Source organism: Pseudomonas sp. AC255 (assembly GCF_979258175.1).
The window spans coordinates 94,304-109,348 of sequence record NZ_OZ409841.1 but is presented as its reverse complement, the minus strand read 5'-3'; the positions used below and the strand labels follow the sequence as shown (position 1 = coordinate 109,348).

Here is a 15,045-nt window from a genome sequence, read left to right as displayed (position 1 = left end):
CTTATGGAAAAACCACCGGTCGATCCGCAAAACCCCTGGCTGGAACTGCGCCGCCTGACCCCGGCGCGGATTGCCCTGGGCCGCACCGGCACCAGCCTGCCGACGCGGGCGCAGCTGGATTTTCAGTTTGCCCACGCCCAAGCCCGTGATGCCGTGCATCTGGCCTTCGATCACAGCGAAATCAGCGCACAACTGAGCGAGCGCGGGCGGGAAACCCTGGCGCTGCAAAGCGCCGCGCCGGACCGACACACCTATCTGCAACGCCCGGATCTGGGGCGCAAGCTCAGCGATGAATCGGCGCAGACCTTGCGCGACTACGCCAGCGCCCAGCCGGGCGGCGTCGATCTGGTGATGGTCGTCGCGGATGGCCTGTCGGCGCTGGCGGTGCATCGCCACACCCTGCCGTTCCTGACGCGCCTGGAAGAACAGATGAGCGGCGACGGCTGGTCCGTGGCACCGGTGGTGCTGGTCGAGCAGGGCCGCGTCGCCATCGGTGACGAAATCGGCCAGCTGCTCGGGGCGAAAATGGTTGTGATGCTGATCGGCGAGCGTCCGGGCCTGAGTTCGCCGGACAGCCTCGGGCTGTATTTCACCTACGCGCCGAAGGTCGGCCTCACCGACGCGTATCGCAACTGCATTTCCAATGTTCGGCTTGAAGGTTTGAGCTACGGCATGGCGGCGCATCGCTTGCTGTATCTGATGCGCGAGGCCTGTCGGCGGCAGCTGTCGGGGGTCAACCTGAAGGATGAAGCTCAGTTGCACACATTGGAGGCGGACGACGCTGTCGACATGAAAGGCAATTTCCTGCTCGATCCACCGCCAGCCTGAACCGTTTCCGCATTGCCTTTCTGCGCTGCTTTCAGGCAGGATCGACGCACGGCCGCCCGGGTTTCCCATCGCCGTCAGAGCAGTTGAAGACAGCCACTTGAAGACGAGACCTATCATGCGGATTATTCAAGCGACCCTCGAACATCTGGATTTGCTGACTCCTTTGTTCGTCAAATATCGCGAGTTCTACGGCTCCCTGCCTTACCCGGATTCCTCCCGCGCGTTCCTCGAAAAGCGCCTGCGCCGCAAAGAGTCGGTGATCTATCTGGCCCTGGCCGACGATGACGACAAGAAACTCATGGGTTTCTGCCAGCTCTATCCGAGCTTTTCGTCGCTGTCGCTCAAACGCGTGTGGATTCTCAACGATATCTACGTTGCTGAAGACGCGCGCCGGCAACTGGTCGCCGACAACCTGATCCGTACCGCGAAGAAAATGGCCAAGGAAACCCAGGCCGTGCGCATGCGCGTCTCGACCAGCGCAGACAACGAAGTGGCGCAGAAAACCTACGAATCGATCGGCTTCAAGGAAGACACCGAGTTCAAGAACTACGTACTGCCGATCAGCGACGAGCTCTGACTCCAACGGCTTCGGTGATGAGGGAGTCCGCTCCCTCGCCACGGCCACCTTTTCCCTGACAATTGCTCACTTCGCGACACTCCCCGCTACAAAACCGACGCGCTTTTCATCGCTCAGACCGTATAATCCCGATCTTTCCGGCTTGTAAGAAAAACTACACCCCGCTGTAGGCTTACACGAAGTCATCCGCACAGGCCTGCCGAGTCGGGCCGTCATACAGGTGCCCCCATGGATTTCAACCCGCTCGACCTAATCCTGCATCTCGATGTGTATCTCGATTTGCTGGTGAACAACTATGGGCCATGGATCTACGCCATCCTGTTTCTGGTGATCTTCTGTGAAACCGGTCTAGTGGTGATGCCGTTCCTGCCGGGCGACTCGCTGCTGTTCATCGCTGGCGCGGTGGCGGCCGGCGGCGGCATGGATCCGGTGCTGCTCGGTGGCCTGCTGATGCTGGCGGCGATCATGGGCGACAGTACCAACTACGTGATAGGACGCACGGCCGGGGAGAAGCTGTTCAGCAACCCGAACTCGAAAATCTTCCGTCGCGACTACCTGCAAAAAACCCACGACTTCTACGACAAGCACGGCGGCAAGACCGTGACCATGGCGCGTTTCCTGCCGATCATCCGCACCTTCGCGCCGTTCGTCGCCGGTGTCGCGCGGATGCCGTACCCGCGTTTCTTCGGCTTCAGCGTGCTCGGCACCATCCTCTGGGTCGGCGGTCTCGTCACTCTGGGTTACTTCTTCGGCAACGTGCCGTTCATCAAGAAAAACCTCTCGCTGCTGGTGGTGGCAATCATCCTGCTGTCGCTGGTGCCGATGATCATCGGCGTGGTGCGCAGCCGGTTCGGCGGCACCAAAGTGCAATCGCACTGATTCGATGTGGTCACTGAGCGCCTGGCGACGCCGGCGCCTCCTGGCCAGGCACCCGATTGCCGACGACCTGTGGCAACGGGTGCGCCATCAACTCTCCTTCCTCGACGGCATCAGCGCTGCTGAAGACCAGTGGTTGCGCGAAGCCTGTGTGCTGTTTCTCGACGACAAACACCTGACCGCCCTGCCCGGCGTCGAATTGCATCAGGAACAACGCCTGCTACTTGCCGCCCAGGCGCAGTTGCCGTTGCTGCATCTCAGCGATCTGAACTGGTATCAGGGTTTCCACGAAATCGTGCTGTACCCGGACGACTTCCTCAGCCCGCAACGCCATCGCGATGCCAGCGGCGTCGAGCATGAGTGGGACGGCGAACACAGCGGTGAAGCCTGGCAGCAGGGGCCGGTGATTCTCGCCTGGCCCGGCGTACAGGCCAGCGGTGGCTGGGAAGGCTACAACCTGGTGATCCACGAACTGGCGCACAAGCTCGATATGCTCAACGGCGACGCCAACGGCCTGCCGCCACTGCACACCGACATGCGCGTCAGCGACTGGGCCGAAGTGATGCAGGCCGCCTACGACGACCTCAACCGCCAGCTCGACCACGATCCCGACGCCGAAACCGCCATCGATCCCTACGCCGCCGAGAACCCGGCGGAGTTCTTCGCCGTCACCAGCGAATACTTCTTCAGCGCCCCGGATCTGCTCCACGAGGCTTATCCACAGGTCTACTTGCAACTGCAGCTTTTCTACCGGCAGGATCCGTTGGGCAGACTGCGGCAACTTCAGGCCACAGACCCGGTCTATCAGGCGCACGACTGAGCTCTGCACGACTTCTGGTACGTGGCGTCGGCGTAGGAATGTGCCTATAATCGCCGCCACTTTTTGGTCAATCCGGCCAAGTGTTTTTGGTCAACTACGGGGGCAACGCCCAATGAGCTACAGCAAGATTCCGGCTGGCAAAGACCTGCCGAACGACATCTACGTCGCGATCGAGATCCCGGCCAACCACGCGCCGATCAAATACGAAATCGACAAAGACAGCGATTGCCTGTTCGTTGACCGTTTCATGGCCACCCCAATGTTCTACCCGGCCAACTACGGTTACATCCCGAACACCCTGGCTGACGACGGTGATCCCCTCGACGTGCTGGTCGTGACTCCTTACCCGGTTGCTCCAGGCTCGGTAATCCGCGCCCGTCCAGTCGGCATCCTGAACATGACCGACGACGGCGGCGGCGATGCCAAAGTCATCGCCGTGCCACACGACAAGCTGTCGCAGCTGTACGTCGATGTGAAGGAATACACCGACCTGCCACCTCTGCTGATCCAGCAGATCGAGCACTTCTTCGCGAACTACAAGGATCTCGAGAAGGGCAAGTGGGTCAAGATCGAAGGCTGGGCCGGTGCAGACGCCGCCCGCGAAGCGATCACCAAGTCGGTTGCCGCCTACAAGGGCTAAGCAATTGCGCCTTGCGTGACGCTTGAAAAAACCCCGGATTTCCGGGGTTTTTTGTTATTGGCGTCTGCATAATCGACTCGGTTGTTCAGGTCGATGTAACTCGAAATACACCTTGGTCGGCCCCCTCTCCCTCCGGGAGAGGGTTGGGGTGAGGGGCTCTTGAAAAAGCCCGACTAAACAAACCGTTTAAATTCCTACATGCAGTTTTAATCTGTTTAATTTCCCACAAGTACGTCTTACATCCCGTCGCAAAATACAGGCTTTTTTTGAACGCCCGGTTTATTCAAACCGCTCTAGTCCGGCCGTAGACTCCGTGTTTATGAGAAAGAACACTAGCGGTCCACGATTCAAGGCACTCCTGGAAGCAGCGAACATCAGCACCACGGATTTCGCAAGGTTCTGGGGCACGGAAGCCCAAAACGTTCATAACTGGTACACCCGGGGCGTCCCGGCGTATCGCATGGAAGAAGTCTCACGCCTGTTGTCGGTCAATAGTGAATGGCTGAAAACCGGGGAAGGCGTCAAGGAGGTCGCGCGCCTGCACCCACCCGCCAGCAATGGCGACACGTTCGATGCCCAGGCCATCTGCGGCGTCTACACCGTCATCAACCCCAGCGACATCGACCTGGCATTTTTCAAGGAAACCCCGATCGCCAACGGCGACGGTAAAACCCACGTCATCCTCGACCCCGACCAGTCCCTGCGCCTGCCCCGCGCCCACCTCGATCAACTCGACATCCAGCACGCCAACGCCATCTGCGCGCACATGATCGGCAACAGCATGGCCGATCGCATCGAAGACGGCTCCATTGTCGCCATCGACCGCGGCCTGACCCAAGTCGTCGACGGCGAAATCTATGCCGTAGAGCACGACGGCATGCTGCGCATCAAATACCTGCACCGCATGCCCGGCAATGGCCTGCGCATGCGCAGCCACAACAGCGCCGAATACCCCGACGAGGTCTTCCGGCCGGCGCAGATCGAAGAGCAGCGGATTCACATTCTTGGCTGGGTGTTCTGGTGGTCGACACTGGGCAAGCGCCGGCCGGTGGTGCCGTTTCTATGACATTTCACTCGAACCTGTGGGAGCGAGCCTGCCCGCGAAGAGGCCCTGACAACCGGTACAAATCCTGAGTTTGTACCGCTTCAGTCGCTCTAAACCGCACTTGAGGCTGGGAATCCAAAGCAAAACTCAGTATCCTGCGCCCCACATTCGCGCATCGACCCGCCCAGCGGCTCGGATGACGCCCGACGCGGCAGACCAACGTCTGACCAAGTCCCACAGCCGGACGCAGATCCGGATGTACGTTTTGAAGGCTGGCGCGGTTTACCAAAAATAAACCAAGCCAGTCCCCGAGAAGCCGGCCACAAGCCGGCTTTTTAATGCCTGCAAAAAGGCTACGCCTCTCGCTTGGAAGGAATCGAACAAGCTGGGCACTACAGTTCCGAAGCGCTTCACAAGGAAGTTAAAACGTGCGATTCACCCCTCGTTTCACACTGCTTGGACCGGTCATCCTGATCGCTGCGATGAGTTTTTATCTCTCAGGCTGCGTCGGTGCCATCGTGGCTTTGCCTGAGAAAACCACACTCAGAACTGACGAGTACAAAGCTCTAAGCGCTCGTTCGCTGACGCCAGCGATTACCCGAACCGCGCAATCAGCGCCTACCCGAGAATGGTGTGGCATCACGGTTTGGGCGTTGATCATTCCTGTTCCGCTGAAATTGCCCGTGTGTACGTCGTACTCCGAGCAGTCCTTTGGCAGCAACGAATCTGGAAATGAAATCGTTTTGCTCTATTCAAAACAAACGGTGCCGTCGCCGTTCTACGCCTGCGGCCCGTTCATGATGCTGGGGCCGATTGTGCATGGTTATCAGGGCAACGCGCTTTGCGGCGTTTTTCCTGATTAGCCGGATTCACGGATAACTGAACGACTTCACCAACGTCAGCTCCCCCGCCGTCCGCATCGGCACTACAAACGTCTCCATCTTTTCGCTCGGCGTGCCTTCTTCAGTAATCACCGTCACCTGCGCCGTGGTCAGCGCCTGCACCGCTTCATCCCCACCTTCGTCATCCCCGCGATATCCGCCGCCGTAATAATTCACATACACCAGATACTGCCCCTTGATCGGCGCGGGCATGGCGGCGATTTCCGGGCCGTAGCCAGTGGTGACGTCGACATCGAGGGCGGCGCCGTTGGCGGCGCTGCGGTTGCCGTACCAGATGTGGGCGCCGTCGGGGGTGATCAGGTGCAGGTCGAGGTCGGTGCCGTCGCTGTCCCAGGCCAGCAGGACGCGCAGTTTGGCCGGGGTGGAGCCGCCGCGGGCGTTGAGGAATTGCGTGCGGTGGCGTTGCTGGCCGTCGGCGCTGCGCACTTCGACGCTGTTGCTGCCGTTGGGGAAGGAGAACGGGCGATCGAAGCCGCCGGCGGGGTCGATTTTCAGTGGCATGCTGACGCCGTTGACGATCAGGCGCCCGGGTTCGTTGTTCTTCGGCACGGCTTTGATCTGGCCGCTGATTCTGGCGGTATTGGCCTGGCCAAGCGGTGTGTTGACCGACGAGGCCGGGTAGTTGACGGTCTGGCGAAAGCTCTCGCCCTCGCCTTGCGGTGCGCCGCTGCGCCAGCCGCCCACCGGGGTGTCGAGTTTGACGCCATCGGCGGCGAACGCTTGCGGCAGCACGTTGAGGGCACAGAGCAGCAGCAAGACCTGTGGATAACGGAGTGTCATGGTCTATTCCAGCAAAAGGTGACGGGCGAGCCCTTCGATGTAGGTTTCATCCTGGCCGTTGGGGTGTGCTTCGAAGGCCAGGTGCAGATATTCGTGGGTCAGATCGAGGCGATCCTGCAGGCTCAGCACGCCGCGCACGTATATGCGCTGGCGTTCGCGGTCGACGAAGGGCCGGCCGAAGGCGAGTTTGCACACGGCGAAAGTGCTGACTTCGTTGTAGCCGGTTTCGCTTTCGAGCCTCGGACGCCAGCTGCGTCGCTGCTTCTGCAGCCAGTCTTGCGCGGCGGGCAATGCTTCGCAGGAGGCGACCGGGTTATCCCAGCGGCTGAGGCTGGCGCGTGGATAGGCGTGCAGCAGAATCGCGTCGTAGCGCTGGCCGGCGTTCGCTTGCTCGACGGCTTGCTGCCAAGCGAGTTTGTCTGGGCCCGGCTGGTCGGAGTGATAGGTGACGGTGCTGCCGGCCAGTACCAGATCCGCCGTCCACGCCGCCATGTTGCGTGACTCGGCCGAGGCTGGACGCGGGGCGACGCGCTGGCGATTGCTGCTGTCGTCGATGCTCAGGCAGTCGCCGTTGCGCGTGGCGTTTTGCAGCAGATAAGTGCGGATCGCTACGGCCAGCGCCTTGGCGGCTTCGGCGGGTTGCGGTTTGGCTTCGCGTTCGAGAACGCGAGCGACATATTCTTCGCGATCAAGTCTTGCGACGAGTTTGTCGTTGAGCAGAAAAAGCTCGCCATCGCTGTGGATGTCCAGCGCGTTGCCGTTGGCGAATTCGACGCGGTAGTCGCCGCGCAATGGGCCGGACGTGGCGACACGATCCCCGACCAGAACCTTCGAAACCGGATATTTCGAAAACAGCCCGACTTCCACACAACGCCCCGTGTCCGCTGGCCACGCCGTCGGCAACACGCTGGCCAGCGCCTGACCGTAGTGACGCAGAACCATTTGACTGGTACCGCGCCCACCCGCCCAGATCGGTGCGCCGTCGGCGCTCCAGCCGGCGAATCCACCCTGGCGTGATTGTGCATCCTGGTCGCCGAGCCAGCTCCAGGTTTTCACCCGCAGGCGTCCGCCCAACTCGCCGACGACATTGCCGTCCGCCGCGTTCAGCACGACATCGAGCAGCACGCGACGCATCTGATCCTGCGCTGGCAGCAACGCCAGAACACCCAATAATTCAGCGACCGAGACTCTTGTTGCCGGTTGAACGGCTGGCAAATCCAGCAACCATGACGGCGCCTGCCGCGCCTGCCAATACACTCGCCAATCCGTCGCTGCAATGCCCAACCGCGCGGGGTCGAAATACAGACCGCAGGATTTCACCAGTGCCTGATCCCGCTCGATCTTGCCGCCCGCCGAGCAGCAATAAACTTCTTCTTTGGACTGCCCGCGACATTCATAAGCCGGTTCCCGTGCACCGGTATCCACCAGCCACGCGTAGACGAACAACTTCCACAGACTGCCCAGCGGCGCATCCAGCGACGCTGGCAACGGTTCGCGCTTGATCAGTTGCGTCTGACTCAACGACAACAAATCGCCCTGATAGGCCACGCGCAACGGCTCGTCCTGCGCTGTCGCCAGCGCAGGCATCACACCCATCAGCAGCCACAACAGCGGCCGGCGCATGTCAGTTGACCGTGACCTGACCGAGGGCGGCTTTCGCCTCCTGGGCCTGATGTTGCGGTGCATACACTTGCTTGAAGCGTACCGGCGGCAGGTTGAACTGGCCCTTCTGCGAGAAGCGCACCAGATGACGCAGGCGCAACTCACCACTCAGCGCGTCGACCGGCACCGCGTATGCCAGTTGTCCCGGTTCGAAACGCGCCTTCTCCAGCGCGGTCGGTTCGGTGCCGTCCTTGCCCTGCAATTTGATGCCCCATGTCGTGCGCTCGACATCCGCGCCCGGTGGCAGCGGCACTTCGAGCATGCCGTAGCGCAGCGGTTTCGGTGCCTTGCTGGTGAGGATCACCTCGTCCAGGTACAGGCTGTCGCTGGACAGCGGCTTGGTGCCGACCGGCTCGAGTTTGAAGGTGAACGCTTCGTCGCCCGGCACCAGCCGCGACAGACGCCGAGTGACGCTCACGGCCATCGGATCGACCTGCGGCTGTTGAGTCTGGAAGCTCAGCGCTGCACGCAACGGCCGCTCTTGCGCGCCGGACACGCTCAGTACGTTCGGCGACGGCGTCGCGCCTTGCCATGTCCAGTACATCTCGCCGCTGGCGCCGTAGTTTTTCTTCCAGCCCTCACCCGGCATCAGCGCGATGGTCGGCGAGGCCTGAGCGATGCTGCGTTGCAGCCAGGTCAGCGCCAGTGCACGTTCCAGTGTCGATTGCTGCGGCAACAGACGTTGCAACAACGCCGTGGCGCGAGCCTGATCGAACGGTTGCAGCGACAGGTTCAGTGCTTCAACGAAGGGCTGCGAGCTGACGGCCAGACGTTGTTGCGCTGCGCTCAGTTGCCGATTGAACGCCTCCGGCAAAGCAACTTTCGCCTGCGTGGCCAACGATGCAGTGAGTACCCGCGCCGTCGCCAGACCAAGTGCCGAATCCGGGTCGTTCATCACCAGACTGTCCTGGCCGTCGTCGAGCAAGGTTTCGGCACTGCCTTCACCGGCCTTGACCAGATCGTCGATCAGACCGCTGAGCAGCGTGTTCACTGGCAGCTGCATCTGTTTGGCGAACGACAGAATCAGCGCCCGCTGCAGCAATGGCGTATTCGGCGCTTGCTTGGCGTACACCTCGAGTACGCGCTGCCAGTGCTCCGGCGGCAGGGTCAGGTCGAGTACGCGGCTGGCATTCCAGTCAGCGTAATAGGCATAGGCGGTGAGAAATGCATCCGGCTCGCCGTCGTAGCCCCACCAGGTGAAGCTCGCCGACGGCCCGGCCATTTGCACCAGACGCAGGCGGCTGTTCTGCATGATCAGGCGCAAGCGATCGCGAATCTGCGGGTTCGACGCCAGCGATGGATAAGCGATGCTCAGCGGCAGCAAGCGACTGGCCGTCTGCTCGACGCCGCCGTACGGGTAGCTGAGCAGATCATCGAGGGCGGAACGGAACAGCGCTTGCGGACTGTCATCCAGACGCAGGCGAATATCCGTGGCATCCGCCGGCAAACTCAAGGGTGTATCGCCGCTGACCACATCGAGACTTTGCGTTTGCGTGACTTGCCAGCCATCACCGGTGGCACTCAAGCGCACAGCCAGGGCATCGGCGACTTTGCCGTCCTGCACCAATTCCGCCGTCCACTCGCCAGAGGCCAAAGCGAACGCCGGCAGTGGCAGGTAATTGATGCCGCTGTTCAGGGTCACCGGCAGACGTTGTTCGGTACCGGCATAGTGAGTCACCAGTTCCGCCTTGACCGGTTTCTCTGCCTGACTGAAAGCGAACACACCCAGTTGCGGCTGATCGCCCTTGCGGAATTTGCTCGGCCCGCTCCACTTCAGGTAAAGCGGTTTTTCCGAACGGACAAACTGCTTCTTCTGCCCGACCTGACCGTCATCGGCAATCGCCCGAGCGGTGATGCGCCAGCGGGTCAGCGAGTCCGGCATCTTGAAGGTGAAGCGGGTTTTGCCGTCGTCGCCGGTCAACAGCTCCGGCTGCCACGCAGCAGTGTCGACGTCTTCACGGCGCGGACGCTCAAGCACCTTCACGCCGCGTTCGCTGCGATTGGCCTTGCCCGGAGCGCCGGGGCTACCCGGCAATGCCACGTCGTAGCTGATGAATGACAGGCTGGCACTGGTGCGCACGTTGTTGCGCCGAGGGTGATAGAAGAACTGGTCGATGCTCGGCGCGACTTCCGGTTGCAGCGCGTAGACCATTTCGTCGACCACGCTGACCGTCAAGTGTGCCGGAACCGCTTTGCCGGCGAACTGCGTGGTCAGGTCGACCGTGACCGTATCGCCCGGCAGGTACACCGCTTTGTCGGTGCTGATCGCCACGTCGATTTGCGGCGCGACCACTTTGATCCCGGCGTTCTGAAAGCTGTACTGACCGCCCTTGGTGTAGAGCACGGAGAAGGTCAGGTTCGGCGCGAAGCTGTCTTTCACCGCAATGCGCGCGCGGTATTGGGTGTCGCTGAGTTTTTCCAGTTTCAGCCAGTCGGCGCCCTTGGCCAGCAGCGCAGTGGCCTCGACCTTGTCGCGCTCCAGCGACAGCAGTGCGTCGCTGACCGGCTCAGGGAAGGTGATCAGCGCCAGCGCTTCTTCGCCCGCCTTGTACTCGGGCTTGTCGAGGACGATTTCCACTGTGCCCGGCACCGCTTTCACACCGTCGCCGGTGACCGAATGGCCGGTGGCGCCGAGGACGCGACCGTGTTGATCCTTCAGCGTCAGGTTGTACGTGCCCGGACGTTCGAAGGTCATGCTGAAGCCTTTGTCATTCGCCGCGAGTTTGCCCTCGCCTGTGCTCTGGTCTTCCAGACGCACCCAACCATACGTGCTTGGGGTCACCGCTTTGCTTTGCTCAGTGCCGCCCTCGTTGGCGTAGCTGAACGCAACCTTGTCACCGACTGCACTGAAGCGTTGCGGCGCGCTCAAGCGAAAACTCGCCGCGCCACGGTCGATGAGGATTTCCTTGGTGGTCTTGACCCGATACGCCGCGCCATCGCTGGCGAACACGGTGAGCATGTAGCGGCTCGGTTTATCGGCTGCCGGCAAATCGAGGGTCGCGTTGCCTTTGCTGTCGGTGGTCAGTTCGGTGCTGGTTAGTTCCACCGGGAATTGCCCGAGGTATTGCAGCTCGTTGTCGACCATCGACAGTTGCTGGGCGCGCAGGCTCAGGCTCAATTTGGCGTTGGCCACCGGTTTGCCGTCCGGATAGAGCAGCACCAGACTGCCTTTCACCGGCTCACCGGTGCGGTAATCCTGCTTGGCCAGATTCAGCGAGATTTCGAAATGCGGCTTGATGTATTCAGCGACGCGGAAAGCACTGCTGTAGGCCTGATCCTTGTAGTTGAAACGGATCTCGTAACCACCGGCCACGGCGTTATCCGGCAACTGGAAGCGACCCTGGGTACCTGCTTTCGAATCGAGCTTCAGATTGAGGGTTTGCAGTTCGGTCCCCGTGGCATCGAGCACGCTGACACTGACATCCGCCGCACCCGGCAGCACCGAATCCCGGGCATTCTTGAACTCGCGACCGACGATTTTCAGCGACACCCAATCGCCCGGGCGATACAGCGGCCGATCGGTGAAGGCATACAGTTTGGTGTCGTAGATTTCGCTGTCGTAGTAGAAGTTTTCCGAGACGAACGCGCCGCCCTCTTCGTCCTCGCCAATGACGAACGAACGCTCCGGGCTGACGTGTTTCAGACGCAGCAGACCGTCGGCATCGGTAGCACCGCTGCTCATGACGCCGAGGCCATCGGTCCACAGCACGTTGACCTTCGGCACCGAGCTGCCTTCGTGTTTGCGCGCGGCCCAGACCAGCAATTCATCACCGGCAATCTTGCTCACCGCAACGGTGTTGGAGACGAAAACCATGGTGGTCGCGCGGTACTTGCCGATCAGCGCTTCGACCAGATACAGCCCCGGTTTCAGATTACCCAGCGGAATGTAAACGTTGCCCGGCGAGACGCTGACGAAGTCACTGGACGAGCCGGCCAGATTGACCCCGGTCGGTGGCTGGATCGGCTTGGCCTGCCACAGTGGATAACGGAACTGGCTGACCACCGGCAGACCCGGGATCAGCGCAAATTGCGGCTGCGCGTCGTACGGCGTCGGCGCGGCCATGGCCTCGCCCATTTTCAGTTCCGGCACTTCTTCGGTGACCTGCTTGCGTGACTCGTAAGAGAACGCACGCTGCATCACCCGCCGGGATTTGCGATACCAGTTGTCCCATAGATACGCGAGAGTGTTGGACAAACCTTCGCCCTTGAACTGGCCGTCACTGACGACGCGGTGCAGGTTCTTCTGGCGCTTGAGGAAATCCAGCGGCTTGTCGATGCGATACACGCGAATGTCGGCGCCGCCGTACGGCTCCATGCGAAAGCGCCGGTATTCACGACCCGGGGCTTCGAGGCGGACCATCGCCGGCTCGTCGCTGGCAAAACTGCTGTCGGCGAGCAGGAAGAAACTCTCACCGGCCACCGGCGTGTAATTGCTCGGCTCCACCGAGTCTTCGGCGTTGACGCAGGAAAACGGCAGCAACAACGCCAACAGCAAAGAAATTCGCGAACAGATACGCAACATGCGGGCACCGGTCATTGGGAGAGAAAGTTCAGTCGATAGACGCCGATGAAGTTGGGGTTGGCTGCGTCGGGTATCCATCGGGTGTCCTTCCATGTCATGAGTTGCTGCAGGCTTGCCGAACGCATGCCGTTGTCAGTTGGGGTGGTGGTGCCGGTGTGATAGGCGATGTAGCGGCCCATCCAGATCATCAGGTGCTGATCGTCGCCCTGATCGAAAAACATCAGGTCACCGGGCCGCGCCTGCGCCACATCGCGGCCGACCAGGTGGCTGTTGAACTGAATCAGTTTGATCGCGTTGACGTACGGCCCGACCTTGCCGCCGCCCTGCTGCCACTGTTGCGCGAGCTTGCGTTGCTCGTTGCTCAGCGTCAGTTCCGGCGGCAGGTAGCGATTGGACAGACCATTGCTGCGCAGCCATTTGTCGTCGTGGACTTTCAGCGCTTCGTTGGCGGCAAAGCGCACCAGGCCGGCGCAGTCCTGCTGATACCAGCGCGGGCTTGGGCCTTGGCTCAATTGCTCTTGAGCAATACGCACAAACCAGGCGCGAAACACCTGGGATTGCGCCGGGTCGAGCGCTGGCGCTTCAACCGCACGGGCGCCTGCGCTCAGCAGCAAAGCAAGCAAGCCGAGGCTGCGGATCAGTGCGCTCACAGCGCCTTCCATTCCAGCGGCAGCCATTGCCAGTGGCCGTCAGGCTCACTGCCTTCGGGCAGGGTCAGGGCATATTTGCCGTAGCCGCCGAGGGTGCGCAGTTTCGGCATCAGGTAGGTTTGCGCGGCGTTGTAGAACACCGGCTCCATGTCCTGCGGCAGGCTGTCGAGGGTTTCGCGCTGCATCAGTTGCGCCATCGCGTCCGGGCCGAAGTAGATCGGCATCAATACGTCTTTTGGCAGCACGTCGGCCATCGGCGGGAAGCGCTTGTCGAGGGTGCCGAGGGCTTTGTCGACGAGTTTGTCGTCGAGGGAAAACAGCAGCGTCGAGCCATGACGGGCGAGGCTGACTTTCATGAACGCCTTGCCGGAAATCGCCTCTGGGTTCTCGGCGGTCTTCGCCGCGTACGGCCCGAAACTGGAACTGACCTGCCGCTGCCAGACGTGGCTCTCGCCTTCCTGCTTGTCGATCACCGGGAATACGCTTTCGGCGACGTTGGCTTCGAATGCGCCGACCATCGAACCGAACAACTTGCCCAGATCACCGTCAAGCTTGCTGCTGTCTTCGTCTTTGAGGCTGGCGACCAGCAACGGTGTGTACAACCGCGAATCGGCGTACCAGCACAGGCCGGCCGCGCCGGCGACATGTTCGGTGAGGGTCTGCGCCACCGCTTCTTCGGCGCCGAGTTTGATCAATATCGGCTTCTGCGGTTCGGCCGCCACTGGCAGGGTCACGCAAGCGCTCGCCCCCAGCGGCATCGCTTGCCAGACCGGTTTGAAATCGAAGTCCGGCTGGTTTTCCAGTTCATCCATGGCCAGATAGCTGTGCCAGCCCTTGTCGTCCATGTCGAAACGCAGTCCGGCGAAATTCGGGATAAAGCGCTGATAGCCCATGGCGAGCACGCTGGAATTGACCGAAAGACGCTGCTTGGTTTCCGGACTTTTCGCTGGCAAGCCGAACGCTTCGGGGAAGAGTTTTTCACCATTGAGCAACGCCGCCAGCGCTTGCGCGGAAACGCGGCCCGACTCCTCCGAGACGCCGCTCTCGGGGTCGTAGTACTTGGCTGGATTGGACAGCACCACCAGTTTGTCGCCGCGCGACGCGAACAGCAGCGATTTGCTGGCGTTGTAGCTGAGTTGATACAGCGGCACTTCGTCGCTGCCGACTTTGAGAGTGCCGAAGATGCTGAGCTGGGTGTCATCCAGCGCCACTTTCGCCAATGGCTCGAGCAGCTTGGCCAACCCGCCGCGATCCATCACCAGCAGGAAATCCTTCAAACGACCATCGGCGCCACGCCACAGCGCAACATCGGCCGGTTGATCGAAAAGCTGCTCGATCAGGCTGTCCTGCAACTTCAGGTCATGCTCGTAGATGATCCGCCGCAGGCTGCCGATCAGGCCGAGGCGATCGGCGTGGGTTTCGTAATAGAAGACGAAATCCTCGGTAAGCGTGGCCTTGAGGAACGGCACCGTCAGCAGGTCCTTGGGCAACTGGCTCAGTGAACGGGTTTCGAGCAAGGCATCCGGACGGCCGAGGCCGAGCTTGTCACTGGCAAGTGCCGCCGGCGGCGCTTTGGGCTTGAGCAGCAGCCAGCCGAAACCGCCCGCCACACCGGCCACCAGGCACAGGCCGAGCACGACCAGCGGCCAGCGCCGCGAAGGTTTGGCCGCCGGTGTCGCGGCAGCTGGAGTCACAGTGTTATCGCTCATGTTCACAACATCCGAGTTCATCCGTGGCGGGATG

Annotated in this window: 12 protein-coding genes; 7 read left to right on the top strand and 5 right to left on the bottom strand. The window is 61.3% G+C overall.

The genetic code is table 11. The features are described 5' to 3' along the window. Positions 1-3 precede the first annotated feature (3 nt). The 7 genes from eutC (at position 4) to ACZZ0K_RS00565 (ending at position 5,649) form a co-directional block, all read left to right on the top strand. Positions 4-828, top strand: coding sequence for an ethanolamine ammonia-lyase subunit EutC (gene eutC / locus ACZZ0K_RS00595; RefSeq protein WP_252878965.1), 825 nt, complete (start codon positions 4-6; stop codon positions 826-828). A gap of 115 nt (positions 829-943) precedes the next feature. Further along, entirely contained in the window at positions 944-1,405 is a 462-nt protein-coding gene (locus ACZZ0K_RS00590) for a GNAT family N-acetyltransferase (RefSeq protein ID WP_007958617.1), read from the top strand. A gap of 228 nt (positions 1,406-1,633) precedes the next feature. After that, positions 1,634-2,284, top strand: coding sequence for a DedA family protein (locus tag ACZZ0K_RS00585; protein ID WP_016773001.1), 651 nt, complete (start codon positions 1,634-1,636; stop codon positions 2,282-2,284). Positions 2,285-2,288: 4 nt separating this feature from the next. Continuing rightward, on the top strand, positions 2,289-3,101 hold the full coding sequence (locus ACZZ0K_RS00580) for a M90 family metallopeptidase (protein ID WP_258707243.1): 813 nt from the start codon (positions 2,289-2,291) through the stop codon (positions 3,099-3,101). Positions 3,102-3,213: 112 nt separating this feature from the next. Beyond that, complete coding sequence (ppa, locus tag ACZZ0K_RS00575) at positions 3,214-3,741, top strand: inorganic diphosphatase (protein WP_003205933.1); 528 nt, start codon at positions 3,214-3,216, stop codon at positions 3,739-3,741. A 319-nt stretch (positions 3,742-4,060) separates the two neighbouring features. Then, on the top strand, positions 4,061-4,807 hold the full coding sequence (locus ACZZ0K_RS00570; protein ID WP_041477707.1) for a S24 family peptidase: 747 nt from the start codon (positions 4,061-4,063) through the stop codon (positions 4,805-4,807). A 407-nt stretch (positions 4,808-5,214) separates the two neighbouring features. Further along, a complete protein-coding gene (locus ACZZ0K_RS00565; RefSeq protein WP_224789911.1) occupies positions 5,215-5,649 on the top strand; it encodes a hypothetical protein in 435 nt (144 codons plus the stop codon). 6 nt (positions 5,650-5,655) lie between these two features. Here the strand turns inward: ACZZ0K_RS00565 and ACZZ0K_RS00560 are convergent, their stop codons facing one another. From ACZZ0K_RS00560 to ACZZ0K_RS00540, 5 genes are read right to left on the bottom strand one after another with little or no spacing between them, the layout of a single operon-like run. After that, on the bottom strand, positions 5,656-6,468 hold the full coding sequence (locus tag ACZZ0K_RS00560; RefSeq protein ID WP_236168747.1) for a YfaP family protein: 813 nt from the start codon (positions 6,466-6,468) through the stop codon (positions 5,656-5,658). 3 nt (positions 6,469-6,471) lie between these two features. Continuing rightward, positions 6,472-8,091: a DUF2300 domain-containing protein gene (locus tag ACZZ0K_RS00555; RefSeq protein ID WP_258707244.1), complete on the bottom strand. Its 1,620-nt coding sequence runs from the start codon at positions 8,089-8,091 to the stop codon at positions 6,472-6,474. A 1-nt stretch (position 8,092) separates the two neighbouring features. Beyond that, a complete protein-coding gene (locus tag ACZZ0K_RS00550) occupies positions 8,093-12,667 on the bottom strand; it encodes an alpha-2-macroglobulin family protein (RefSeq protein ID WP_463558929.1) in 4,575 nt (1,524 codons plus the stop codon). Next, on the bottom strand, positions 12,664-13,314 hold the full coding sequence (locus ACZZ0K_RS00545) for a DUF1175 domain-containing protein (RefSeq protein WP_041477701.1): 651 nt from the start codon (positions 13,312-13,314) through the stop codon (positions 12,664-12,666). The genes ACZZ0K_RS00550 and ACZZ0K_RS00545 overlap by 4 nt, the downstream gene beginning before the upstream one ends. Further along, a complete protein-coding gene (locus ACZZ0K_RS00540; protein ID WP_252884891.1) occupies positions 13,299-15,011 on the bottom strand; it encodes a DUF2138 domain-containing protein in 1,713 nt (570 codons plus the stop codon). Before ACZZ0K_RS00540 ends, ACZZ0K_RS00545 begins: the two co-directional genes overlap by 16 nt. Positions 15,012-15,045: the final 34 nt, after the last annotated feature.